At 37.4% G+C, this 26787-nt stretch carries 23 protein-coding genes, 1 rRNA gene and 1 riboswitch; of the genes, 1 reads left to right on the forward strand and 23 read right to left on the reverse strand.

Annotated elements, in window-relative coordinates:
- Positions 1-27: 27 nt before the first annotated feature.
- The 8 genes from aceB to G4D61_RS15245 form a co-directional block, all read right to left on the reverse strand.
- Positions 28-1623 carry a malate synthase A gene (gene aceB / locus G4D61_RS15210; RefSeq protein WP_163174279.1) on the reverse strand — a complete coding sequence of 532 codons (1596 nt, stop codon included), beginning with the start codon at positions 1621-1623 and terminating at the stop codon, positions 28-30.
- Positions 1624-1781: 158 nt separating this feature from the next.
- Positions 1782-2936 carry a CamS family sex pheromone protein gene (locus G4D61_RS15215; protein WP_163174281.1) on the reverse strand — a complete coding sequence of 385 codons (1155 nt, stop codon included), beginning with the start codon at positions 2934-2936 and terminating at the stop codon, positions 1782-1784.
- A gap of 44 nt (positions 2937-2980) precedes the next feature.
- Positions 2981-4987: an NAD-dependent DNA ligase LigA gene (ligA, locus tag G4D61_RS15220; protein ID WP_025731124.1), complete on the reverse strand. Its 2007-nt coding sequence runs from the start codon at positions 4985-4987 to the stop codon at positions 2981-2983.
- 102 nt (positions 4988-5089) lie between these two features.
- On the reverse strand, positions 5090-7297 hold the full coding sequence (gene pcrA, locus G4D61_RS15225; protein ID WP_025731125.1) for a DNA helicase PcrA: 2208 nt from the start codon (positions 7295-7297) through the stop codon (positions 5090-5092).
- 41 nt (positions 7298-7338) lie between these two features.
- Positions 7339-8034, reverse strand: a complete 696-nt coding sequence (gene pcrB / locus G4D61_RS15230) for a heptaprenylglyceryl phosphate synthase (RefSeq protein WP_025731126.1) — start codon at positions 8032-8034, stop codon at positions 7339-7341.
- Between the two features lie 327 nt (positions 8035-8361).
- Complete coding sequence (locus G4D61_RS15235; RefSeq protein ID WP_025731127.1) at positions 8362-8682, reverse strand: YerC/YecD family TrpR-related protein; 321 nt, start codon at positions 8680-8682, stop codon at positions 8362-8364.
- Positions 8683-8781: 99 nt separating this feature from the next.
- Positions 8782-9804: a DUF3048 domain-containing protein gene (locus G4D61_RS15240; protein WP_163174283.1), complete on the reverse strand. Its 1023-nt coding sequence runs from the start codon at positions 9802-9804 to the stop codon at positions 8782-8784.
- Positions 9805-9969: 165 nt separating this feature from the next.
- On the reverse strand, positions 9970-11712 hold the full coding sequence (locus G4D61_RS15245) for an adenine deaminase C-terminal domain-containing protein (protein WP_163174285.1): 1743 nt from the start codon (positions 11710-11712) through the stop codon (positions 9970-9972).
- A gap of 121 nt (positions 11713-11833) precedes the next feature.
- Here G4D61_RS15245 and G4D61_RS18635 point away from each other — a divergent pair, with 121 nt between their 5' ends.
- A complete protein-coding gene (locus G4D61_RS18635) occupies positions 11834-12208 on the forward strand; it encodes a YgaP family membrane protein (RefSeq protein ID WP_025731130.1) in 375 nt (124 codons plus the stop codon).
- Between the two features lie 19 nt (positions 12209-12227).
- Here G4D61_RS18635 and purD read toward each other — a convergent pair whose 3' ends face one another.
- The 15 genes from purD to rrf form a co-directional block, all read right to left on the reverse strand.
- Positions 12228-13484, reverse strand: coding sequence for a phosphoribosylamine--glycine ligase (purD, locus tag G4D61_RS15255; protein ID WP_025731131.1), 1257 nt, complete (start codon positions 13482-13484; stop codon positions 12228-12230).
- Positions 13485-13531: 47 nt separating this feature from the next.
- Complete coding sequence (purH, locus tag G4D61_RS15260; RefSeq protein WP_025731132.1) at positions 13532-15061, reverse strand: bifunctional phosphoribosylaminoimidazolecarboxamide formyltransferase/IMP cyclohydrolase; 1530 nt, start codon at positions 15059-15061, stop codon at positions 13532-13534.
- Positions 15058-15645, reverse strand: a complete 588-nt coding sequence (purN, locus tag G4D61_RS15265) for a phosphoribosylglycinamide formyltransferase (protein ID WP_025731133.1) — start codon at positions 15643-15645, stop codon at positions 15058-15060. The genes purH and purN overlap by 4 nt, the downstream gene beginning before the upstream one ends.
- Positions 15642-16685 (reverse strand): phosphoribosylformylglycinamidine cyclo-ligase, encoded by a 1044-nt coding sequence (gene purM, locus G4D61_RS15270; protein WP_025731134.1) that lies wholly within the window; start codon positions 16683-16685, stop codon positions 15642-15644. The genes purN and purM overlap by 4 nt, the downstream gene beginning before the upstream one ends.
- Positions 16686-16873: 188 nt before the next feature.
- Positions 16874-18298 (reverse strand): amidophosphoribosyltransferase, encoded by a 1425-nt coding sequence (gene purF / locus G4D61_RS15275; RefSeq protein ID WP_163174287.1) that lies wholly within the window; start codon positions 18296-18298, stop codon positions 16874-16876.
- A complete protein-coding gene (gene purL / locus G4D61_RS15280) occupies positions 18283-20535 on the reverse strand; it encodes a phosphoribosylformylglycinamidine synthase subunit PurL (RefSeq protein WP_025731136.1) in 2253 nt (750 codons plus the stop codon). Before purL ends, purF begins: the two co-directional genes overlap by 16 nt.
- Positions 20519-21202, reverse strand: coding sequence for a phosphoribosylformylglycinamidine synthase subunit PurQ (gene purQ / locus G4D61_RS15285; protein ID WP_025731137.1), 684 nt, complete (start codon positions 21200-21202; stop codon positions 20519-20521). Before purQ ends, purL begins: the two co-directional genes overlap by 17 nt.
- Positions 21199-21453: a phosphoribosylformylglycinamidine synthase subunit PurS gene (purS, locus tag G4D61_RS15290; protein ID WP_025731138.1), complete on the reverse strand. Its 255-nt coding sequence runs from the start codon at positions 21451-21453 to the stop codon at positions 21199-21201. Before purS ends, purQ begins: the two co-directional genes overlap by 4 nt.
- Positions 21446-22156 (reverse strand): phosphoribosylaminoimidazolesuccinocarboxamide synthase, encoded by a 711-nt coding sequence (gene purC / locus G4D61_RS15295; protein ID WP_025731139.1) that lies wholly within the window; start codon positions 22154-22156, stop codon positions 21446-21448. Before purC ends, purS begins: the two co-directional genes overlap by 8 nt.
- Before the next feature lie 29 nt (positions 22157-22185).
- Positions 22186-23493 (reverse strand): adenylosuccinate lyase, encoded by a 1308-nt coding sequence (purB, locus tag G4D61_RS15300; RefSeq protein ID WP_025731140.1) that lies wholly within the window; start codon positions 23491-23493, stop codon positions 22186-22188.
- A complete protein-coding gene (gene purK, locus G4D61_RS15305) occupies positions 23486-24646 on the reverse strand; it encodes a 5-(carboxyamino)imidazole ribonucleotide synthase (RefSeq protein ID WP_035354538.1) in 1161 nt (386 codons plus the stop codon). Before purK ends, purB begins: the two co-directional genes overlap by 8 nt.
- Positions 24639-25127 carry a 5-(carboxyamino)imidazole ribonucleotide mutase gene (purE, locus tag G4D61_RS15310; protein WP_025731142.1) on the reverse strand — a complete coding sequence of 163 codons (489 nt, stop codon included), beginning with the start codon at positions 25125-25127 and terminating at the stop codon, positions 24639-24641. The genes purK and purE overlap by 8 nt, the downstream gene beginning before the upstream one ends.
- 123 nt (positions 25128-25250) lie before the next feature.
- Positions 25251-25351: riboswitch (purine riboswitch) on the reverse strand.
- A gap of 79 nt (positions 25352-25430) precedes the next feature.
- Positions 25431-25628 (reverse strand): NETI motif-containing protein, encoded by a 198-nt coding sequence (locus tag G4D61_RS15315; protein WP_025731143.1) that lies wholly within the window; start codon positions 25626-25628, stop codon positions 25431-25433.
- Positions 25625-26167 carry a DUF2179 domain-containing protein gene (locus G4D61_RS15320; RefSeq protein ID WP_025731144.1) on the reverse strand — a complete coding sequence of 181 codons (543 nt, stop codon included), beginning with the start codon at positions 26165-26167 and terminating at the stop codon, positions 25625-25627. The genes G4D61_RS15315 and G4D61_RS15320 overlap by 4 nt, the downstream gene beginning before the upstream one ends.
- Positions 26168-26656: 489 nt before the next feature.
- Positions 26657-26772: ribosomal RNA gene (gene rrf / locus G4D61_RS15325) — 5S ribosomal RNA — on the reverse strand.
- Positions 26773-26787: the final 15 nt, after the last annotated feature.

The following is a 26787-nucleotide window of genomic DNA, read 5'->3' on the forward strand; positions in this document are numbered from 1 at the left end:
GTAAAAATCTATGAATCTTAAAAGCTATTACGGCAATTTCTCATAGGCCGGCAGTGTAATAAAGTCTGTGAAAGTATCGTCTTTCACTAGACGGTCAAATAATTGAACAGCTTCTTCAAAACAACCTTTCTGGAAGGCTTCTGTTCCAATTTCCTTTTCAATTCTTTCAAGCTCATCCTTTTTCATTGCTTCATACATTTCAATTGTTACTTTACGCCCATCCTCTAGTACCCCTTTCGGATGACGAATCCACTGCCATAGCTGCGTCCGTGATATTTCTGCAGTAGCTGCATCTTCCATTAAATTGCTTATAGGCACAGCACCAATTCCTCTTAGCCATGATTCGATATACTGGATACCTGCATAAATATTTTCACGGACACCTTGTTCTGTTATGTTCCCATCTGGTACAGCTAACAAATCTTCTTCCTGAATAATAATATTTTGTTGTTTAGTAGAATGTATTTGATTTGGCTCCGGCATTTCACGATTAAACGCTTCCATTGCAATGTTTACAAGACCTGGATGTGCTACCCATGTTCCATCATGCCCGTCCTTCGCTTCTCTTTCTTTATCTGCTTGTACTTTTCGGAACGCCTCTTCGTTTTTCTTTGGATCATTTTTTACTGGAATTTGTGCTGCCATCCCTCCAATAGCAGGCGCTTTTCTCCGATGGCAAGTTTGAATAGTAAGTAAAGAATAAGCGCGCATAAACGGAACCGTCATTGTGACGACAGAACGATCAGGCAATATATATGCTGGATGGCTCCGCAACTTTTTAATATAACTAAAAATGTAGTCCCAACGACCACAGTTTAGCCCCGCTGAATGTTCTTTTAACTCATATAAAATCTCATCCATTTCGAAGGCAGCCATAATTGTTTCAATTAAAACTGTTGCTCTTATCGTTCCAGTAGGAATGCCGATATAATCTTGGGCAAATACAAATATGTCATTCCAAAGCCTAGCTTCTAGATGGCTTTCTAACTTAGGAAGATAAAAATATGGCCCTGTTCCATGATTGATTAAAGTTTTAGCGTTATGATAAAAATAAAGTCCAAAGTCTACTAAACTAGCTGATATATTCGTTCCATCTACTTGAATATGTTTTTCTTCTAAATGCAATCCACGCGGTCTTACTATTAATGTTGCTACTTCGTCATTAAGCTCATATTTTTTTCCACTTGCATTTGTAAAAGAAATTGTGCGATTGACAGCATCTTTCAAGTGAATTTGACCTTCAATGATGTTCTCCCAGGTTGGAGATGTTGCATCTTCAAAACAGGCCATAAATACTTTCGCACCAGAATTCAAAGCATTTATAATCATTTTTCTATCAACAGGACCTGTGATTTCCACTCTGCGATCCTGTAAATCTTTTGGAAGAGGTGCAATTGTCCAGTTCCCTTGGCGAATCGATTCAGTCTCCTTTAAAAATTGCGGAAGCTTACCCTTCTGAATTTCCTCTTCACGTCTTTTTCTGTGTTGTAACAGTTCTCTCCTTCTTGGGCCGAACTTTCTTTCCAACTGCTCTAAAAATTGTAGTGCATCTTTTGTTAAAATCCTTTCATATCCTTGATTCATGGGACCTCTAACAGTTATGTTAGATATTTTCGTTTCCATTTCCTCACTCCTTTTTTGTTATAATACAGTCACTTATTACGTTTTTTATTATATAACAGAAAAATTTAAAATGGAACCCCTAATTTTGTATTTTTTAAAAATTTAAACGAAACAAAAAAATCCAGCGAAAACTTTCATTCTCGCCGGATTTCCAAGTCTTATTGATAAACATGTACGGTTGGTTCTTTTTCTCCTGAATCACGAATGATGACTGCTTTTGGCTCGTTATTAGCTGTAATGCTAACTTGTAGATTTACATAGTCTGGGAAAGACTTAACAACAAGCCCAGCCACATATTGCGTAAAGCCGACAACTTCAGATTCTCCAAAAAATTGGATTGGAATATCAATATTTAAATCAGTTAACTGCCCATCTGTATAGCGGGCTCTCCCAACTGCTCCTGTATAGTTAGGGAAAAAGTCTTCTATATCTGTTTTAAAGTTTTCAAATGTCTTCTCATCATCGCGATGAGCACTTGTAGCTGAGTCTGATGGGAATAAATAATATTTTTCATTAATAGATTTCCAATCGCCGACAGTTGAACTATCTCCAGGAACATTCGCATAAGCAAAGTAGTTTCCTGGAATTACAGCGTCTTTACCACGTTGTTTATATAAAGCAATTGTAATTGGTACTCCTTTTAAACCACTCATTTTACGAAGACGGTTTACGACTTCCTGTGCAATTTGCTTGCCTTTTTGATTTAAAACAGCCTGACTAATGTTCACATCATATGTTGCGCCATACTTTTCTTTTTGATAGTAATAGACAGAGTTCAATGCTAATCCAATTACTACACCGGATAATTTCACATTCCCCTTATTGTCTTTCGATAAATAATCTTGTTCTAATATTTGTGCTAGATAAATTGGATTTTTTTGTTGTTCAGAACTGTTACGGGCTAAAGGATTTAAGCCAATATTATCTTTTGCACTTAAACCGTTGGCTTTCAATTGGCTCTTCGTATATTTACGATTCAGCCATTTTGAAACCGTATCAGAACTTAACATTTGTCCTTCTTGAAATAAATACTTATCAGTTGAGTAGTTTTTTTGCGCTACTCTCATTAACCCTGTTTCAAATTCATCAATATCATAGTTAGTATTTAAATTACTGACAACTAGTCCTCTCGATTTACTTGTTTTATAAGGATAAATCGTTTTGTAATATTGATTTGATATTTGGTAACTTGATACAACAGCTGTTTCTTTCTTATTATTTTTTTTCTGCACAACTTTGTCTTCAGAGCCTAGTTGAGGTGCACATCCTCCTAGTAAGACAGCTGAAAACAATAGGGGCAACCATTTTTTCATGCTACTTGTTCCACCTTTTTCAAGTTTCTTGCTTTCCGAAAATATTATGCTTGCAATATTTCTAATAATTTGGCTTCATCCCAAATGTCAATTCCAAGTTGCTCAGCCTTTGCTAATTTAGAGCCTGCATCTACTCCAGCAACAACAATATCTGTCTTTTTGCTGACACTCCCTGTTACACTTGCACCTAATGACTCTAATTTATCTTTCGCCTCATTACGCGTAAGCTGTTCCAACTTCCCTGTTAATACAACTGTTTTACCAGCAAGCAATGTTGTTCCTTCTTCAGGTCTAATTGGCTTTGGACCTTTATATTCCATGTTTAATCCAAGTTCTTTTAACTCTTGAATTAATGTCTTTACTTGCTCGTTTTCAAAATAATTGACAATGGAGTCCGCCATTTTTTCTCCAATATCTGCTACTTCAATTAAATCATCACGTGTCGCTAATGATAGACGATCCATTGTTTCAAATTGCTGTGCCAAAACCTTCGCTGCTTTAGCACCAACATGGCGAATACCGAGACCAAACAACAGTTTTTCTAAAGAATTTTGTTTAGAGGCCTCAATCGCTTCTAATAATTTTGTTACGGATTTTTCACCCATTCGTTCTAATTCTAGTAGTTCAGATTTTTGAAGACGATAAATATCAGCAACATCATGAATTAATTGATGATGGAATAATTGGCTGATGACTTTTTCGCCTAATCCTTCAATGTTCATTGCGTTTCTTGATACAAAATGAATGAGTCCTTCGCGAATTTGTGCCGGACAATTAGGATTAATACAGCGGAGTGCAACTTCATCCTCAAGACGTACAAGCTCACTGCCACAATCAGGACAATGAGATGGCATGAAAAATTCCTTTTCTTCCCCAGTTCGCCGCTCAGCAAGGACATGGACTACCTCCGGAATAATATCGCCGGCCTTTTTAACGACAACATAATCACCTAGCCGTATATCTTTTTCACGAATTAAGTCTTCATTATGCAATGTTGCTCTTTGAACAGTTGTTCCTGCAACTCTCACTGGTTCTAAAATGGCTGTTGGCGTAATTACTCCTGTACGCCCCACTTTTATTTCAATATCGAGCAGTTTTGTCACAACTTCTTCAGCAGGAAATTTATAGGCAATCGCCCATCGTGGACTTTTTACAGTCGTTCCTAATCTTCTTTGCTGCTCATAGGAATTTACTTTGATTACAATTCCATCAATATCATAGGTGAGATTCGGGCGTTTTTCTGTCCACTGTTCAATATAATGAAGAACTTCTTCGATATTATAACATTTCTTACGCTCTTTGTTCACCTTTAATCCAAGTCTTTCTAACAAATCTAATCCTTCACTATGTGTAGCAATTTCCATCCCTTTTATCTCACCAATTGCATAAAGAAAAGTATCGAGATTTCTAGATGCGGCAATTTTGGGGTCCAGCTGCCTTAATGAGCCAGCTGCAGCATTTCGAGGGTTAGCGAAAGGCTCTTCTCCATTTTCGAGTTTGATTTGATTTAATTTCTCGAACGATTTTCTCGGCATATATGCTTCCCCACGCACTTCAATCGTTAAAGGCTCATTCAGCCGTAAAGGAATTGAGCGAATCGTTCGTAAATTGGCTGTAATATCTTCTCCAATGTTCCCATCGCCTCTTGTGGCACCTTGTACAAACAGGCCGTCTTCATATCGTAATGAAATTGCTAAACCATCGATTTTCAACTCGCAAACATATTCATAGTCTTCCCCGACTGTTTCACGAACTTTACGGTCAAAGTCGCGCAAATCCTCTTCATTAAAGGCATTTCCTAAGCTCAGCATCGGAATTTCATGTGCTACTTTTGTAAAAGATGAAAGCACTTGTCCCCCTACTCTTTGTGTAGGTGAATCTGGTGTGACTAAATCAGGATGCTCACTCTCAATAGCTTGCAATTCTCTTAATAATTTATCATATTCAGCATCTGGAACAGACGGCTGATCAAGGACGTAGTACTCATAGCTGTACTGATTTAAAAGTTTATGTAGTTCTTTTACTCTATTGACTGCCGCTTCATATTCCATGCACATCAATCCTTTCATTATAAGTAGTGATACCCATCAGCGGATGTCTTTTCCCGCTGATGAAGTGATCACTTTCTTTAAAGACCTTAATGAAGCGTATGTTCAATTTACTTTCGTAATCGGTGCAAATTCAGCAAGTAATCGTTTAATACCAATTGGGCTTGGAAAAGCAATATCAAGCTCTGTCCCATTCCCTTTTCCTTTTACGCTGACAATTGTTCCGATACCCCATTTTTTATGTTCTGCCTTATCGCCGACACTCCACTCCAATTTCTCAGCACCACTTTTATGATTTACAACTGGGCGCATCACAGGCGCAGCTTTTCTTTTTTGCATCAGCGGCTTCTGCTCTTCTTTTTCTTCTTGATTAACCGCATCTAATAATTCTTGCGGAATTTCTTGAATAAATCGAGAAACAGGGTTCATATTTGTCCGTCCATATAATGTTCTCATAGCGGCATTCGTAATATACAGTTCTTCTTCGGCACGTGTAATTCCAACATATGCTAGTCTGCGCTCTTCTTCCATTTCCGCTTCCTCCATTAAGGAGCGGCTATGTGGAAAGACGCCTTCCTCCATGCCTATTAAAAATACGATCGGGAACTCAAGTCCTTTAGCAGAATGCAAAGTCATAAGAACGACAGCATCTTTTGGCGTATCATCCTCATCTAGACGATCGATGTCTGCAACTAATGCTAAATCTGTTAAAAAGGCAATTAAGCTTTTATCGTCATTACTTTTTTCAAAATCCTTTGTTACCGATAAAAATTCCTCGATATTTTCTAAACGACTTTGGGATTCAAGTGATTTTTCCATTTTCAGCATTTCACGGTATTGAGATTTTTCGAGCAGCTCTTCTACTAGCTCTGTTACAGATAAATAGTCTTGCATCTGTGTAAAATTACGAATTAAATCGTAAAACTCCCTTGCTGCTTTGGAAATTTTAGGACTTACTCCGATAAAATCAGCTTCTTGAATTGCATTAAACATTGAAATATCTTGTTCCTGTGCATATCGGGCAATTTTATCCAAAGAAGTTGAACCAATTCCCCGTTTTGGAACATTAATAATCCTTTGTAAACTAATATCGTCATCCGGATTGGCAATTAGTCTTAAATACGCCAAAATATCTTTGATTTCTTTACGGTCATAGAATCGAATACCGCCAACGATGTTATACTCAATATTTGATTTCATAAACACTTCTTCAATAACACGTGATTGTGCATTCGTACGATAAAGAACAGCAAAATCAGATAGTTTCCTTTTCCCAGAAGCTGTCAATTCTTTAATTTTTCCTGCGACAAATTGACCTTCAGCTTGTTCACTATCTGCACGATAATAAATAATGTTCTGTCCATCAGGGTTTTCCGTCCATAAGTTCTTTGGTTTACGATTAACATTATTTTCAATTACTTTATTTGCTGCTTGTAAAATTTTCTTTGTCGAGCGATAGTTCTGTTCGAGCATAATTACTTTCGCACGAGGATAATCTTTTTCAAATGATAATATATTCGTAATATCTGCCCCGCGCCAGCGATAAATTGATTGGTCATTATCCCCAACAACACAAATATTTTGGAAACGCTGCGCCAGCATCTTGACGAGCATATATTGAGCTTTGTTCGTATCTTGATACTCATCGACATGAATATATTGAAACTTTCTTTGATAAAATTCAAGTACCTCTGGAACACGTTTGAACAATTGAATAGTCATCATAATGAGGTCATCGAAATCAAGTGCTTGGTTTTTCAAAAGGCGTTTTTGATACGCCTCATATATATCACTTACCACTTGTCCATAATAGTCACCAACATGTGAAGCATATTCTTCTGGGCTGATCAGCTCATTTTTAGCACTGCTAATCGTTCCGAGTATCGTTCGTGGATCATATTTTTTCGGATCAATATTTTTTTCCTTTAAAATACCTTTAATAACTGATTGCTGATCTGTTGAATCAAGTATCGTAAAATTACGGTTGATTCCAATTCGATCAATATCTCTTCTTAATATACGGACACACATAGAGTGGAACGTAGAAATCCAGACTTCATCAGCTGTTCCCCCCATTATGCCTGCAATTCTTTCTTTCATTTCACGAGCAGATTTATTTGTAAACGTAATCGCTAAAATATTATAGGGATTAACACCTTTTTCGACCATTAAATAGGCAACTCGGTGGGTTAATACTCTTGTTTTACCACTTCCTGCCCCTGCTAATATAAGCAACGGTCCTTCAGTTGTTTTAACCGCCTCTTTTTGTTCTGGATTCAGACCTGTAAGCAATCTATCTGTTAAAAATTGCATGCTTCCACCACCACTTTTTCAGAACGTTTGTTCTTATTTTATCAAGATTCCTTTTCTTTTACAACGGCAACTGTTTTGAGTGCTTCTTTTATATCCTCATAAATAGCGTTCCCAACGACAATCACATCGGCGAACTTCGCCATTTCCTTTGCCTGTTTTGCGGTATGGATCCCCCCGCCATAAAATAAAGTTGTTTTTTCTAATACATGTTTCACACGTTCAACTAATTGGGTATCCCCATACATTCCGCTGTACTCTATATAAAAAATAGGAAGATGGAACATTCTTTCTGCCATTCTTGCATATGCTACAACATCGTCTTCATCAATGTTTGTATCCGCACTTGTTAATGCAGCTGCCTTACAATCATGATTGAGAATGCAGTAACCTTCAACAAGAATTTCTTCCCAATTCATAATCTCACCAAATTCTTTTACTGCCTTTTGATGTATTCCTGTAATCCAAGCAGTATCCTGACTATTTAAAACCGTTGGGACAAAATATAGATCATATCCCGGAGTAATTGCTTCAATATTAGAGATTTCAAGTACACAAGGAACTGGATATCTTCTGACACGCGCCATTAAATTAAGAGTGTCATCCAACGTTACATTATCTGAACCGCCAATAATGACTGCATCAGTTCCTGATTCACATACTTTTTCTAAATCCTCATCCGATAATTCTTTGTTCGGATCTAACTTGAAGGCATGCCGCCATTCACGCACATCATACATAAATTTGGAAATCCCCCATTCTCTTTTCCATACAAAGTCATTATAGCATTTGTCTTTAGTGTCAAAAAAGGTTTTCCTGTAATAGGAACTTTATACATATATATCATACATTGAATACTCATGCTCCGCTCGTATGACTAAGAAAGGCACACTAAAGAACGCCAGAAATAAATGAATGAAATGAACGATTAATGATTATTTTATAGTAGATAAAAAAATAAAAATCAGCTAAAAGCTGATTCTTAAATGAACTGGACGGAAATATATGCTTCAAAAATGATATAAACTGCTGCCAACATATTGCTTCGCTAATACATTTGAACGCCCTTAATTGTTTTCTTCCGTCTCTGTATCTTTTTCAGTTTTAATACGGTCTAAAACCATTTGATAAGAATCATTTCCATAATTCAAGCAGCGCTTAACACGGGAAATGGTTGCTGTACTTGCCCCTGTTTCTTTTTCTATTACGTGATATGTCTTATTTTCTCTCAACATTCTAGCAACCTCTAACCTTTGCGTTAATGCCTGTATTTCATTTACTGTACATAAATCATCAAAAAATTGATAGCATTCTTCAATACTTTGCAGTGATAAAATCGCTTCGAATAATTGATCAAGTGCTCTGCCTCGTAATTTATCAATTTGCATAATAGAAATCTCCTTTTTTCACTGATTGTCATATATGAATGGAATACATAAATTTAAATGGTTTGGAAGATCTACTGTTCCATGTGAAACGAACATTTCTCACTCAAATGTAACAGTATTTAAGTTTTCAACAATGTTAATCCATGTTTTTCCTGGTACTAATTTTACAGGTTCTCCATTTTCATACGGGAGAATCCTTCCATTTATATTTTCCCACTCAACTTTCCGTATTTTTCCTTTTTGTATTAAATAAGCCTCTCCGCCAGAAGTTAAATCAATTGCTCTACGCCCATAATCATCAATTAATCGATGTTTTGCAGCAACGATAAATAAATTATCGATTAAAACCGGCTGATCATTATTGGCGTCAATTGTTTGCTTCCCACCTGAATACCGTTTTAATTTTTGCAATTTAGAGTCGAACCGATATTCAGCATTAAAATCATTTGACTTCGAGTAATGAATACTAATTTTCTCCACTGGCTGACCAGTGATTTGTTTAATTTCTTTTTCACTTGCAAACGGCAAGGAACTAGGCGGTGTAACCATTGAGTATCCTTTTTCTTTAGCACCTTTTAAAATGTTATTATACGTGATGTAAGAATTATGCGGTGCTTTTCTTGCCTTAGATCTGTAAAACAACGTCCCATCATACTGAATTCCATTTAGCTGGTCAATATAGCCATTCATAAGCATTTTTTTAGCTTCTGGACTATAGCCGTGTGCAATATAGAGCGTATGATATCCTTTTGCTAGCTTAATAAAATATTCGCGTGCACTTCTAACCGGTCCAATTGTTTTCGGCTGCTCACTTTGAAAAATTGCGAGAAACCTTGTAATATCACCTTCTGCTAGCACTTCGTAAACAACATCAGCAGATGCAATCCCAGATTGTGGACGTGCTAAAGGGTGATTATTGATCATAACAGCGACCGCACGGTTTATCGGTTTACTGTCCGTCCCGATTCCTGTTAATGGTTCTCTATATTTTGGTGTAACTGTTTTTGAGTCTTTAGCTTCCTTCTTTGCTCCATCGTTTTGATCCTGATTGGTATTATGGTGATTACATGCTGACAAAATAAAAAGAAGAGCAACGAACCACATAAAATGTTTTTTTAACATTTGGTAAACTCCAATCGGCAATTGATTATTTCGTTAATAACGAAAGTCAGCCAACTATCTGCTTTTTTAACAAATAATTGGCTCATCATTATAGAGATACGAAGTGTCTTTATCCAGTTCGTTCCCATAAAACAGACCTGGATACAAAACCTTCACTTTATTATTTTAACGCATTATTGTTGGAAAGAATACTGTTTTATTCATAACATCGTACATTCCTACTGGTGTAACCCGAATATATGGTAAATGTGTTGCACTTAAGAAGAGCAAAGTACATATCGGGTCATCATACATGTATCCGCGATCTTTTAACACCTTTGTTAATGCTTCTTCCTGCAAAATAAGATCTTCCATGCTCTCGCTCGACATAATCCCTGCAACTGGTAACGGTATTTCATGTACAATATTGCCATTTTCAACTAATACGATTCCGCCACCAAGTTCTTTCATTCTTTGAAAAGCTAGTAGCATGTCACTTTTTGATTTTCCTATGAGGAGAATATCACCTGTCGTTGAAAACGAGGAGGCAAACCCTTGCACATGCTGAGCAAAACCTTTAATTAACGTATTGATTCGCCATTTTCCTTTTTTATCTATTAGCATTAAAAAGTTATCTTCATAGTCACTTGGCAATATATCATATGATACATCATTTGTAATAGAATACGGTTTTGTAATAACATCGTTTGTCATTTCAATTCCAACTGGCATCGAGAATTGGAAATCTTCTTCCTCAAGCTCCCAATCCATCTGTAATTGGTTAAGCCCATATTCCGGCCAATTTACTTTATGGTCATGTTCGAAAACAACTCCATCTTTTTTAATCCACTGTCCCTTAGATAATACCGATACTGGTGTCGGATTTGATTCTGATTCAAGAAAGTTAATACTAGCTACTCTCCCTGTTGCAATCATGCCGTGCAAATGCTGAATATTATAGTAACGTGCAACATTGTAGCTTGCCATATGATAAGCGTCAATTGCTGGAATACCACTTTCTATCGCCATACGAATTAACTGATCTAAAACACCTTTCTTATAAAACGAAGGTGTACTGCCATCCGTTGTTAAAAACATTTGATCATATTGGTTGATCTCAAGTTCTTTCATCTCTTTAAGCAAAACAGGCAAATCTGGTCTTATTGATGAATGACGCAGTGAAACCATATAGCCTTGCAATAATCGAGAATATACTTCTTGCCCCGTCATTGCTTCATGATCACAATCTGCACCAAACAACATCATTTTAGCCAAAGTTTTTTCTGATGCCCCTGGAAAATGTCCTTCAATTTTTTTCCGCATTCTTTTTGCTTCTTGAATCCAATGAAGAATTAAATCATCACCGTCCAATAATTTTGGCCAGCTTGTTAACTCCCCTCCTTGTAAAATGGCATCATGCTCCAGCCATGACTTCACTAGCTCATGTGATATAACCGTTTCCTCCCCTTGTAATTCTGACTGAGAATCAAATCTGCTCCACCAATACATCGAAACCGGAGAATGGCGCAACTCTCTAAGTATAGAAAACGCTTTCTTTTTATTGGTTAATAAAATTAGCATTAAGTTATCATTAATTAATGTTGTTGTTCCAGTTTTTGCAGCATAATTTGCAAATGATTGGGGATTATATAATTGAAATGGATGAACATGCGGTTCGATATAGCCTGGTACAAGCAAATAATTTGAACAGTCAACTACTTCACATGTTGTTAAATTTTCAGGTAGTCTTTCACCGGCATAAACGATACGATCATTAAAAATCCATATATGTCCTGTGATCCATTTTTTTAATGTTGAATGTAAAAAACGAGCGTTTTTTAAAATCATTGTTGGTGAAATATTGCCGTCAATAACCGCAACGTGTTCACGAATCTGTTTGTTTTTCCATCTGTATCTTTGATCTAACATTTTTCATTCCTCCAATAAGGAGATTCAGTTATTCAGTATATTAACAATTTTACCATATTTCATTGATTAAAGCATTGAAGAAATTTGAATTATTAAAACTAATAATGAGGAGTTTTGTCAAATGAAAGTATCATCAAATATTGGCATTATCAGTGCACTGCTGCGAATTACATTTGGGCTTACATTTCTTGCGTGGTCAACAGCTAAATTATCAAGAAGACCTTGGTGCAGCAAATATGTGTTAATCATGATTTTAAGTGCAATGAAAGTTGGAGAAGGAATTGTTCGTTACTGCCCGATCACAGAACTCTTTCAAAAACAAAGCTTTAATATGAGCCCTTTAAAAAATAGTGCAGATCACAAAGAATCAAAGCAATCTAAATCAGACCAGTTCAATTTTGAAAATTTAGATCTAACTGATCTCACTCAGCAATTAAATGAAGTAAGCAATGGTGAAAATCATTCAAATCAAGCTAACCATTCAAATGAACAATAATTAGGAAGGAAACCGAAGTTTAATTCGGTTTCCTTTTTCCAATATCCTTACGATAGAAAAAGCCATCAAATGTATATTTTTCTAATTCCTTATATAAACTATCTCGCGCTGAAGCTAGAGTTGTATCTTTTTTTCCAACGAAAAGAACACGTCCTCCATTTGAGAAAAAGCGCTCATTATCTAATCTTGTTCCCGAATGATATACAACCAAATTTGATGAAAGTTCATTTAACTCCGGCAATTGAACTCCTTTCTCATATGATTCCGGATAGCCATTAGAAGCGATGACAACACCTAATACTGCATCATTGCTCCAGTACAGTTCAGGATCTTCTCCATTTAAAAGATTTAAAATAATTTGAACAAGATCTGATTCAAGTCTAGATAAAACAACCTGTGTTTCTGGATCACCAAAACGAGCATTAAATTCAATTACTTTAATTCCAGCAGTTGTTCGAATTAGACCTGCGTATAATACACCGCCAAATGATCTTCCTTCTTTAACCATCGCAGCTGCTGTAGGAATTAAAATCTGATTTACTGCTTGCTCAACTTCTTCAGCAGAAATTTGCGGAACAGGGGAATAGGCGCCCATTCCTCCAGTATTTGGACCTTTATCGCCGTCAAATGCACGTTTATGATCGCGTGCTATCACCATTGGATATACATTTTCTTCATTTACAAAGGCCATCAACGAAAATTCTTCACCATCTAAAAATTCTTCAACCACAATTTGTGAAGAGGCTTCTCCAAACTTTTGTTCCAGCATCATCGTTTTTAATGCTTCTTGTGCCTCTTCTAACGTCATTGCGACTGCCACGCCCTTACCCGCAGCTAATCCATCTGCTTTAATGACGATTGGGGCGCCGATTTTTTCAACGTATGCTTTTGCTGCATCATATTCATGAAATACTTCATAACTTGCTGTTGGAATATGGTATTTCTTCATAAGATCCTTCGCAAAAGCTTTACTGCTCTCAATCGTTGCTGCTTCTTTGGTCGGTCCAAAAATACGTAATCCGGCTGCACGAAACTCATTAACAATTCCTGAACTTAATGGTGCTTCCGGTCCGACAATTGTTAAATCAATATGGCGTTCCTTTGCAAATGAAATTAATGAAAGGAAATCAGTCTCGTGGATAGGTACAATCTCAGCTACTTCTGCAATACCTCCATTACCGGGAGCACAATATATTTTTTCTACGAGTGGGCTTTCGGAAACTTTTTTACATATGGCATGCTCTCTACCGCCACTTCCGATCACAAGTACATTCATTTGCTTCTACCCCTTTTGCTATGACATAAATGAAAATCTTGATTGAATTAATGTTTAAAATGACGGATTCCAGTGAAGACCATCGCAATTCCGTATTCGTCCGCTTTTTTAATTGAATCTTCATCACGGATAGATCCACCTGGTTGGATAATAGCAGTAATTCCTGCTTTAGCTGCAGCCTCTACTGTATCATCCATTGGGAAAAAGGCATCCGAAGACAATACTGCCCCTTTTGCTAACTCTCCCGCTTGTGTTAAGGCAATTTCTGCAGCTCCCACACGGTTCATTTGTCCAGCTCCGATTCCGAGTGTACGTTCATGATTGCTGACTACAATTGCATTAGATTTTACATGCTTCACAACTTTCCACGCTAATTTTAAAGCTTCCCATTCTTGTTCTGAAGGTTCACGCTTTGTAACAACTTTCACACTTGCATTAGTTAATGTATATGTGTCTTGATCTTGTATTAGTAATCCACCTTCCACAGAAGTTAAAACTTTCTCCGTTTTTTTCTCTTCTGTAAATGGCACAGTTAATAACCGAATATTTTTCTTTGTTGTCAGAATCTCAAGTGCCTCTTGTGTAAATGATGGTGCGATTACAATTTCAAGGAAAATCTCATGTAGCAATTGAGCTGTCTCTTTATCAACAGGGCGATTAAAGGCAATAATTCCACCGAAAATCGATTTAGAATCTGCCTCGTATGCCTTTTTAAATGCTTCAAAAGCACTGCCACCAACACCAATTCCACATGGATTCATATGTTTCACAGCAACAGCAACAGGTTCATCAAAATCCTTTACCATCTGTAAGGCCGCATCAGCATCATGAATATTATTATAAGAAAGTTCCTTTCCGTGTAACTGTGTAGCGTGTGCAATAGAAAAAGATGAACCTAACGCATCTTTATAAAAGCTTGCCTTTTGATGTGGATTTTCTCCATAGCGAAGTGTTTGCTTCAATTCATATGTATACGTTACTTTTTCCGGATTTTCTTCTCCAACTAAATTCGTCATATAAGCTGCGATTTGAGCATCATATGCTGCAGTATGGCGAAACACCTTTGCTGCAAGTGCTTTATTTGTCTCTGTTGACACCTTCCCTTGCTCTTTTAATTCCGCAACAACGTTTGCGTAATCATTGGCATCAACAACAACAGTCACATATTCAAAGTTCTTTGCCGCCGCACGAAGCATAGTAGGACCGCCAATATCAATATTTTCAATTGCCTCTTCTTCTGTTACATCTTTTTTCGCAATAGTTTGTTGGAATGGATATAAGTTCACACATACAATATCAATCGGTGAAATGCCGTGCTCTTGTATTTGTGTTTCATGCTCAGGAATACGCTTAGCTAACAAACCTCCATGAACATTTGGATGTAACGTTTTAAGCCTTCCTTCCAAAATTTCAGGAAATCCTGTAATCTCTTCAACTCCGATGACGTCTATGCCCGAATTCTCAAGCGCCTTTTTCGTTCCACCAGTAGAAATGATTTCAAAGCCTAATTGAGATAGCTCTTTTGCAAAATCAACGACCCCTGTTTTATCTGAAACACTAATTAATGCTCTTTTCATTTAAGAGAACCTCCAATATAATGTCCTAACATTTCTTTTAGTACTTTCGTGTACAATGCATGCTCAACCTCGTGAATGCGCATTGCTAACGTTTCTTCTGTATCATTTTCTAAAATTGATACAGCTTGTTGGGCAATAATAGGCCCTGTATCCATTCCTTCATCAACATAATGAATTGTAACGCCAGTCACTTTTACCCCAGCTCGTATTGCCTGTCCAATCGCATCCTTCCCCGGAAATGAAGGAAGTAAAGAAGGATGAATATTGATGATTCGATGCTGGTATGCCTGAAGCAGTGTTGATCCTACTAATCTCATATATCCTGCTAATGCAATAAAGTCAATTTCTCTCTTTTGAAGCACAGCTAATATTTCTTTTTCATACTCCGCTTTGTTCTCATATTTTTTTGGCTGGAATACGAAACAATCAATTTGTTCATTTGCCGCTCTTTCAATGACCTTTGCATCTGTCTTATCACAAACGAGTACTTCAATATTTGCCTGTATGTCACCTTTTTTTACTGCATCCACAATCGCTTGGAAGTTTGTCCCGCTGCCGGAAGCAAAAATTGCTAGTTTCATCATACATTCGTACCCCTTGAAGTAAACTGTACACCTTTTGTATTTGTTACACTTCCGATCATAAAAGCAGATTCACCTTCATGATTGAAGAATTGTAGAGCTGTGTCCGCATCTTTCGGATCTACTACTACAACAAAGCCAATACCCATATTAAAAATATTAAACATTTCATCATGAGGGATTTTTCCATATTCTTCAAGTATGGAAAAGATCGGTAATATCGGCCACGAACCATGCTCAATTTGTGCCCCTAAATGTTCTGGAAGCATGCGTGGAATATTTTCATAGAAGCCCCCACCCGTTATATGTGCCATCCCTTTTACTTGGAATGATTTGAGCGCGTTTATAATCGGTTTCACATAAATTTTCGTTGGCGTTAAAAGCTCTTCTCCTAGAGTTTTTTCCAATCCAGTCAACATTGCTGTTAAATCAAGCTTATGGTCCTCAAAGAAAATTTTTCGAACTAGAGAATAGCCGTTGCTATGGATACCGCTTGAGGCAAGTCCAATTAAAACATCACCTTCTTGAATATCTGCTCCAGCAATTAACTCATCTTTTTCACATGCTCCGACGGCAAATCCAGCTAAATCATATTCATCAGGATCATACATTGTTGGCATTTCGGCAGTTTCTCCGCCAATGAGCGCGCATCCAGCTTGCTCACAGCCATCTGCAACACCTTTGACAATTTGTTCAATTTTTTCCGGATAAGCTTTCCCTACCCCAATATAATCAAGAAAATATAAAGGTTCCGCTCCTTGAACGACAATGTCATTTACACACATGGCTACACAATCGATGCCGATCGTATCATGCTGTTCCATTAAAAAGGCGAGTTTAAGCTTTGTCCCAACTCCATCTGTTCCAGATACAAGAACAGGTTCTTTATAATGGAGAGCGGAAAGATCAAATACGCCACCGAATCCTCCGAGCTGGCTGAATACACCTAATCGATTTGTACGTGTGACATGTTTTTTCATTCTTTGAACAGCTTCGTATCCAGCATCTATATTTACTCCGGCTGCACGATATGAATTTGACATAACTTCCTCCTTCAAACATCCCTTGCTCAAACTATAGTCCGCATTAATTAAGAGAGATTTGCTTTTATGTTGATTATTTATTTGCTGTTGAACCATCTCTACCTTATTAATCTTCTAAAATTCACAAGACACCTTACTTCCCATCATCATTTACGGTAAGATGCCTTGCTATCATAAGTTTTCATTCTCTATTTTTTTACAAGTTCTTTTTCATGTGGAAGTACAGTGTCAGCATAAATTTCAGTTGGGTAATTGCCAGTAAAGCAAGCTAGACACTGACCGCATGTTTCGTTAATGGCAGGTCTGCCAATAGCTTCGAGCATGCCTTCGACTGATAGAAAGGTTAACGAGTCAGCACCAATCATTTCCCGTATTTCCTCAACACTATGATTTGATGCAATCAATTCTTCATGTGTTGATGTATCAATCCCATAAAAACATGGGTTTTTCATTGGCGGTGAACTGATACATACATGAACTTCCGTTGCACCAGCCTCTCTTAACATTGCGACAATTCTCCGACTTGTTGTTCCTCTTACAATTGAATCATCAACCATAACTACTCGTTTTCCTTCTACAATTCCGCGAACTGGAGACAGTTTCATTTTTACCCCTTGTTCTCTTAGCGCTTGTGATGGTTGAATAAACGTCCGCCCAACGTAACGATTCTTAATTAACCCCATTTCATATGGAATCCCCGTCTCTTCCGCATAGCCAATAGCCGCAGAAATACTGGAATCAGGAACGCCTGTCACGACATCTGCCTCTATATTTGCTTGCCTCGCTAAAAATTTTCCCATATTTTTACGGGCAGCATGAACGTTAATGCCATGGATATTGCTATCCGGTCTTGAAAAATATACATATTCCATCGTGCAAATTGCACTAGATGCTGAATATGTGAACGGTTCAGATTGTATTCCGCGATCATTAATAACAATTAATTCACCTGGCCGAACATCGCGAATAAATTCAGCACCAACAATATCTAATGCACATGTTTCAGACGCAACGCAATAGGCATCACCTAGTTGACCAATCGATAATGGACGTAATCCATTCGGATCTAATGCGACAAGCATCTCTGTTTCTGTCATTACGAGAAATGCATACGCTCCCTTTAGCATTGTTAAGGCATTTTTCATTTGGTCTTTAATTGCTGAAAATCCGCTTCTTTTCATAAGATGCGCAAGTACTTCCGTATCCGATGTCGTTTGAAATATACTGCCTTGTGACTCTAGTTGATGTTTTAAAGATTGAGCATTCACAAGATTTCCGTTATGTGCCACTGCTAAACTACCATTCTGTGAGCGAAAGAGCAGCGGCTGGACATTTTCAATCCCACCGCCACCTGCTGTTGCGTACCGAACATGACCAATAGCAGCATTCCCTGTTAAATCTTTAAACTTTTCTGCTGTAAAAACTTCGGTAACAAGACCTTCCCCTTTAACTCCTTGTAATCTATCAACATTTTTTACAACAATACCCGCACCTTCTTGACCACGATGTTGCAAACTATGAAGACCATAATATGTTAATTGTGCAGCGTCTTTGTGTCCCCAAATTCCAAACACACCGCACTCTTCGTTTAACCCCTTTATTTCAGCAAGCATGGTAAAGCTCCTTTCCAAGCATTTTCACATTCTTGCTTACTTACGTGAACATAAATTTGTTCATTTTCTCCCTTAATAATCAATTCCTCTTTGTTCGTTACTGTTCCAATAAAGATTGCATCATCTACATATTGCTCAAATGCTTCACGGTCATCTTGTTTGATTGAAACAACGTATCGTGATTGTGTTTCACTAAACAATTGTATAACTGCATCCCCTGAAACTTTTACTTCTGCCCCTAGTTGTTCTGTGCCAATTAAACATTCTGCCAACGCCACTGCTAATCCACCTTCAGCAATATCATGCGCATTTGCTACGATTCCAGCACGAATCGCTTCTAGCAATTGTTTACCCCTTGTTGCTTCAATTGCTAAATCAATGACAGGTGGTTTTCCTTTAATAGTTCCTGTGAGAAGTTTTTGTAGTTCACTACCTGCAAATTCTGCTTTTGCTTCCCCAATTATATAAATTGCATCCCCTGCTGATTTGAACGTTTGCGTTGTAATATGGTTTACATCTTCAATTAAACCGACCATACCAACAACAGGTGTCGGATATATTGCTTGCGCCTCCAACTCGCCTGTATCAGCTTTCCTCTGCAATGTCTCATTATAAAGAGAAACGTTTCCTCCTATTACTGGAGTTTCTAACTCCAGACAAGCAGCACTCATCCCATCAGCCGCCTTTTCCAGTTGCCAAAAAATCTCAGGCTTTTCAGGATTTCCAAAGTTTAAGCAATCAGTTACTCCTAATGGTTGTGCTCCAGAACAGATTAAGTTGCGGGCAGCCTCAGCAACTGCAATTTTTCCGCCAACTTCTGGATCAAGGTAAACATAGCGGCTATTACAATCGGTCGTCAGCGCTAATGCCTTTTTCGTCCCTCTTATTCTAACAACTGCTGCATCTGACCCAGGAGTAACAATCGTATTCGTTCTAACTTGATAATCATATTGGGAATACACCCATTCTTTACTTGCAATTGTCGGCTGCTTTAACAAATTGAGAAGTGTCTCCGTAACATTATCTATTTGCGGTACACCAATATCCATTTGCTGGAATTCTTGATAATATTCAGGCTCCCTTGATGGTTTGTGATATACTGGAGCATCCTCAACTAAAGCATCTACAGGCACTTCAGCAACTAGTTCCTGATGATGATATAATTTCAACATTTTATCATCTGTTACTGTTCCTACTGAGACAGCCTCCAATTGATATTTCGAAAAGAGATCAATAATTTCCTGTTCTCTTCCTTTTTTCACTACAATTAGCATTCTTTCCTGGGATTCAGAAAGCATCATTTCATATGGCGTCATCCCTGTTTCTCGTTGAGGAATATCATCAAGATTCATAATAAGTCCAACTCCAGCCTTACTAGCCATTTCAGATGATGAGCTAATTAATCCGGCAGCCCCCATATCTTGAATTCCTACAAGCGCATCCGAATGAATAAGTTCTAAACATGCTTCGAGCAGTAATTTTTCCATGAAAGGATCGCCTACCTGAACGGCAGGTCTTTTTTCATCTGATTGATCACTTAATTGCTCCGATGCAAATGTAGCGCCATGAATACCGTCTCGCCCTGTCTTCGCCCCGACATACATAATTGTATTGCCAATTCCGCGAGCTTGACCTTTTTGAATATCTTTATGTGCAATTAAACCGACACACATAGCATTTACTAAAGGATTGCCATCATAGCAAGGATCAAATTGAACCTCTCCTCCAACTGTTGGAATTCCGATGCAATTTCCATAACCAGCAATACCAGCAACAACCTCTTTAAACAAATGTTTTACACGCGGAGTTTCTAACTCTCCAAAGCGCAAAGAGTTTAGCAAAGCAATCGGTCTTGCTCCCATTGAAAAAACATCACGAATGATTCCACCGACACCTGTAGCCGCACCTTGATACGGTTCAATTGCAGAAGGATGATTATGACTTTCAATTTTAAATGCGACTGCTAATCCATCCCCGATATCAATAATGCCTGCACCTTCGCCAGGACCTTGTAATACATGTTCGCCTTTTGTCGGGAATTTCTTCAAAACTGGTTTTGAATTTTTATAGCTGCAATGCTCCGACCACATAACAGCAAAAAGACCTGTTTCTGTATAATTTGGCGTTCTTCCTAAAATCTTTTCAACCATTGCAAATTCTTCATCTGTTAAACCAATTTCGCGATAGATTTTATCAGATTTAATTTCGGACGGATTTGGCTCAAGCAGTAACGACATTGGTTTCCCTCCAGTTTTTCACAATTGACTTGAATAATCGTAAACCATCTTCACTACCAAGCAGCTCCTCTACTGCTCTTTCAGGATGCGGCATCATCCCCAATACGTTGCCACTTTCGTTCGTAATACCGGCAATATTCAAAATACTCCCATTAGGATTATCCTCGTAAGTAAATACAATTTGCTGATTTTCGCGTAATTGCTTCAATGTTTCTTCGTCACAATAGTAATTCCCCTCACCATGTGCAACAGGAATATGAATAATTTCATTTTCTTCATATGCTGAAGTAAACATCGTATTAGCATTTATAACTTTTAATGGCACTGTTTTACAAATGAATTGAAGCTGTTTATTTCTTAACATTGCACCTGGAAGCAGTCCTGATTCCAACAAAATTTGAAAACCATTACAAACGCCTAAAACAGGTTTTCCTTCCTTAGCTGCTTTTATGACAGCTTGCATCACATTGGAAAAACGTGCAATCGCACCTGATCGTAAATAGTCACCGTATGAAAATCCTCCCGGCAGCAATATGCCATCATATTGATCTAAGTTCGATACATCATGGCGAACATATTCTACCTCTTCAGAAAGGGCATCTTTTATAGCGTGATACATATCGACATCGCAGTTAGATCCAGGAAATACGACACATGCAAACTTCACTGTGCAACTACCTCCTCGATTTCATAGCGATAATCTTCGATAACAGGATTTGCTAATAATTTCGCACAAATTTCTTTTACAGTATCATCAATATTACGATCAGATTTCTCTACTGTTAATTCCATATACTTTCCGATTCTTACTTCTTGCACTTCAGGATAAGATAATTGCTGCAAGGATTGCTTAATCGCTATCCCTTGTGGATCTAATACACGTTCACGTAAAGTCACATATACCTTCACTTTATACATGGGAAATTTCTCCTCTCAAGCGTTTTAATATTTCTTGATAAACATCTGTTAAATTCCCTAAATCTCTGCGAAATACATCTTTATCTAATTTCTGATTTGTTTCTTTATCCCAAAGTCTGCAAGTATCTGGAGAAATTTCATCCGCTAGTAAAATGCTGCCTTGTTCATCTCTGCCAAATTCTAGTTTAAAATCAATAAGACGTACCCCAATGTCAGAAAATAATTGCTGCAATGCTTGATTTACAATCAGTGCTTGTTCTCTCAAAAATTGAAGATCTTCTTCACTAGCTATTTCTAACAATAATGCATGATCTTCTGTGATTATCGGGTCCCCTAAATCATCATTTTTATAATAAAACTCAACAATCGGTGATAATAAAGGAGTTCCTTCTTCTAAACCAAGCCTTTTTGCCATGCTTCCCGCAACAACATTCCGCAGTACAACTTCTACCGGTAAAATAGTTACTCGTTTCACTAATTGCTCGCGCTCTGAAACTTTACGAATAAAGTGACTCTTAACACCTTTTTGATCTAACCATTGAAATATTAGACTTGTAATCTCGTTGTTTAGTTGACCTTTCCCATCAATCTCTGCTTTTTTTACTCCATTAAAAGCTGTTGCAGAATCTTTATATTCAACTAATAGCACGTGCTCATCCTCTGTCTCATATAACCGCTTTGCTTTTCCTTCATAAACAAGCATTATATTTCCCCCTTGTTGGAACCGGGAATTTATTTCCCCGGTTCATGTAATCCCAATCGGTCAAAAATCGTATCAACATGTGTTAAATGGTGATGATAGTCGAAGCAATCATCTAATTCAGACTCAGATAATTTTTCCTTAATGATTGGATCTTTTTCTAACAGTGTACGGAATGGAACTTGTGTTTCCCATGATTCCATTGCTTTTGGCTGTACAGTATCATAAGCAGCTTCGCGTGCCATCCCTTTATCAATCAACGCAAGTAGCACTCTTTGTGAGTAAATTAAACCAAGTGTTTTTTCCATATTTCTCTTCATATTCTCTGGATAAACAGTTAGCTGTTTCACAATATTTCCAAAACGATTTAACATATAATTCACCAATATCGTTGTGTCTGGTAAAATAATTCTTTCTGCGGATGAATGAGAAATATCACGTTCATGCCATAATGCCACATTTTCATACGCCGTAATCATATGTCCGCGAATAACTCTTGAAAGTCCTGTCATATTTTCAGAGCCGATTGGATTACGTTTATGTGGCATAGCAGAAGAGCCTTTTTGTCCTTTATTGAAAAATTCTTCAACTTCACGGATTTCACTTTTTTGCAGCCCGCGAATTTCAACTGCAAATTTTTCAATTGATGTTGCAATTAGCGATAGTGCCGCAACATAATGTGCATGACGATCGCGTTGTAAAGTTTGTGTTGAAATTGGAGAAGGCTGAAGACCTAATTTCTCACAAACATATTTTTCAACAAATGGATCTATATTGGCATATGTTCCTACAGCCCCAGAGATTTTTCCTACTTCAATTCCCTTTGCTGCTTGTTTGAATCTCTCAAGATTGCGCTTCATCTCTTCATACCAAAGAGCAAGTTTTAGACCAAAAGTAGTTGGTTCTGCATGCACTCCATGGGTTCTTCCCATCATAACGGTATATTTATGTTCCAATGCTTTATTCTTTAAAATTTCAATGAAATTCTCAATGTCTTTCAAAATAATTTGGTTTGCTTGTTTTAATAAATAAGAAAGAGCAGTATCTACAACATCTGTTGACGTTAAGCCGTAATGAACCCATTTTCTTTCGTCCCCTAATGTTTCGGAAACGGCTCTTGTAAAAGCAACTACGTCATGTCTAGTCTCTAGTTCAATTTCTTGAATGCGATTAATATCAAAAGATGCATTTTCACGCAGTTTTTTAACATCTTCTTTTGGAATCTCTCCCAATTCAGCCCATGCTTCACATGCAAGAATTTCAACTTCTAACCATGCCTTATATTTATTTTCATCTGTCCAAATTGAGCCCATTTCAGGTCTTGTATAACGTTCAATCATGTATAAATGCCTCCGATTTCTTCTTTACATCTTTCCAAATGCCCGTTTGATTGAGCATGTCTAAAGTTGTTTCGACATCCTCAGTTAAAATTGTAACATGCCCCATTTTTCTTTGGTATTTCGCTTGATCTTTTCCATACAGATGGATGAACCAAGCAGATTGATACGGAATTTGTTTATTGAGATTGTCAACATGCTGGCCTAAAATATTAACCATTATTGCTGACTTTAAAAGTTCAATTTCTTGTAATGGCCAGTTACAGATCGCACGTATATGCTGTCCAAATTGCGAAATATTACAAGCCTCAATTGAATAATGTCCTGAATTATGAGGTCTTGGCGCTAATTCATTGACATAAACCTCGCCAGTACTAGTTAAAAACATTTCTACTGCTAGAGTTCCAATAAGATCTACGTATTGCGCAATTTTTACAGCAATTGCTTTCGCGGCTTTTTCTACGGTACTATTTATTCTCGCTGGTGCAATAGTTTTATGGAGAATGTGTTCAAAATGAATATTTTCAACAACAGGAAAGCATGTCATTGCACGTGTTTCATTTCGTGCCACAATGACAGAAAGCTCTTTTTCAAAATTTATCATTTTCTCAAGCACACAAGGACCATGCTCAATGAGCGGTGCTGCCGCTTGTATATCATCATCAGATTTTAATGTCATTTGGCCTTTACCGTCGTAACCACCTTGAGCCGTTTTTATAATACACGGATAGCCAATGCGTGAAATGGCTCCTATTAAATCTTCATAAGTATAAATCGCTTCATACGGTGCAACTTGAACTCCTGAACGAACAAGAGTATCTTTTTCTATAATTCGATTTTGTGTGATCCGTATGAGCTCTGCGCCTTGAGGAATATAAGCGATGCCAGTTAATTTTTTCAAGGCTTCGTAATCAATATTTTCGAATTCATATGTAATGACATCACACTTATCCGCCAATTGTCGGAGTCCATCGTAATCGTCATAATCTGTAACAATTTGCTCATCTGCAACCTGGCCACATGGAGAATTAAATGCTGGATCTAATACGACAATACGAAATCCTGCCTGCTTAGCAGCTAATGCCATCATTCTTCCTAATTGTCCTCCGCCAATAATACCAATAGTGCTCCCTGGTAAAATGACTTTTCTATCCAAGTTGATCACTGCTTTCTAGTACAGATTTTGCAATATTCTCACGTCTTGCTTGTAATCTTTCTGCAATTACATCATTCATTGTTGATAATATTTGCGCAGCTAAAAGTCCTGCGTTCGTTGCCCCAGCTTTACCAATCGCAACAGTTGCAACAGGGACACCGCCGGGCATCTGCACGATCGATAATAATGAGTCTAAACCATTCAGCGCCTTCGTCTGTACAGGAACACCAATTACAGGTAAGGTGGTCTTTGCTGCAACCATACCAGGTAAATGGGCTGCGCCCCCTGCCCCAGCTATAATCACTTTTATCCCTTTATCTCTTGCTTCCTCAGCATATTGAAACATTAAATCTGGTGTTCGATGTGCTGAAACGACTTTTTTCTCATAAGGTATTTCAAGTTCATCTAGTACATCACAAGCATATTTCATCGTTTCCCAATCCGAAACGCTTCCCATGATGACGCCGACTTCGGTTTTCATCCAATCCCTCCGTCTCTAAAATAAAAAAGCCAGATAGCATTGCTCCTCTTGTTGAGAGAAAGCAGGCCATCTGGGCTTGTAAAGACAAATTTATATTCGAAAACATATTCGAACATACGTCCCAAAATATCTACTTTCCCTCATAGTCCGATTATTTACGGTAATCGGGTAGAAACGTATGGGCCATATTCCCATGATATATGAGGGTATTTATTTTTTCCTCTTTTATCTTAACAGGGACGATACATTACTGTCAATCAAAAATCGAACATTTAATAATCTATTTTGAATAACGTTCGGTTTTTATTGCTGTTTTTTCCCTTCAAATATAATTTTACGAGCAATTGGTTCGAATTCTTTCTTTCCATTCTTGTTTACTTCTTGAAATATCGGCTTTTCTATACGTTTGACAGGCTGGTATCCTTCAGCTTCCATCCGTGCGAGGCAATCAGAAATGGATTCATTCTCTAGTAGTTCAAATTGCTTCTTGCTTCCACTCATTGATTCAACTTTCCTCTCTTTACTGCTTTCACCCAAAATCCACCATAAATTGTTTTCGGCTCATATGCAATAATAAATGCCTTTGGATCAATTGTTTTAATCGTCTGATACAATCTTAGTTCATATTTGCGCGGAGTCAAAACTTGTAAAGCCATGCGATCTCCTTCTAAACCTTGCGCATTCCATGTTGTTACCCCATACCCATTGTCACGTAAATATTTTGGTAAATCTATATCATCCCCTTTTGTAATTACATTTACAGTAATATACCCAAGGGCTAACTTTTCTTCAATTTTCATGCCAACCATTACACCAATTCCGTATCCAAGTGCATAGGCAATAATATTTTGAATTTGATCAAGGCGATCTAACACTAAACCAAGTCCTATAATATAAACAACAACTTCAATCATACTGACAAAGGCAGCAAAATATCGATACCCTTTTAACGTTAAAATCATTCTCGTTGTTGAAAAGGATACATACACAATATTTACAACCAGTATGATTATTACCATCGCAATACTATTATGTAACATTTCTACACTCCCTTAAGCCCTCCTATAATTTAACACACATTTGCGTGCACTCAGTATACCACTCTTGTCTTTAGTTTCAAGATTAGTTTGTAGCTTTTATATAATTATTTTTCACTTAATCTATACATTTAAACAATGTTTCTTATGGCTAAGTATTAAAAGTAAGTAATTTATTTTTTTATTAATGAATCCCAATGATTAAAATATAATTAGTAAAAATGAAATATGAAGAGATATCACTTAGCAATCTCTGTGTATGAAATCGAAGATATAGGTTATTGGAAACATAGATAATAAATTCCGATTTAAAAAGACAGCGGGTATCTGATTCGACAACAATAAGCTTAGATATCTAGTCGAAGATCGAAAAATTCGATGAATCTACAATATATCTCTAATATGTGAAGATGTAGATTTAAGGAGAAAAAAGCAAAATGATATGTAACTATAAATTAAAAACCACAGAGGTTTCTCTGTGGTTTTACTTTTGCCCGGCAACGTCCTACTCTCACAGGGGGAACCCCCCAACTACCATCGGCGCTGAGAAGCTTAACTTCCGTGTTCGGGATGGGAACGGGTGTGACCTTCTCGCTATAATTACCGGACCTATTAAATTATTG

Origin of the sequence: Heyndrickxia ginsengihumi, from assembly GCF_011008565.1 — a bacterium.
Classification (GTDB): domain Bacteria; phylum Bacillota; class Bacilli; order Bacillales; family Bacillaceae_C; genus Weizmannia; species Weizmannia ginsengihumi.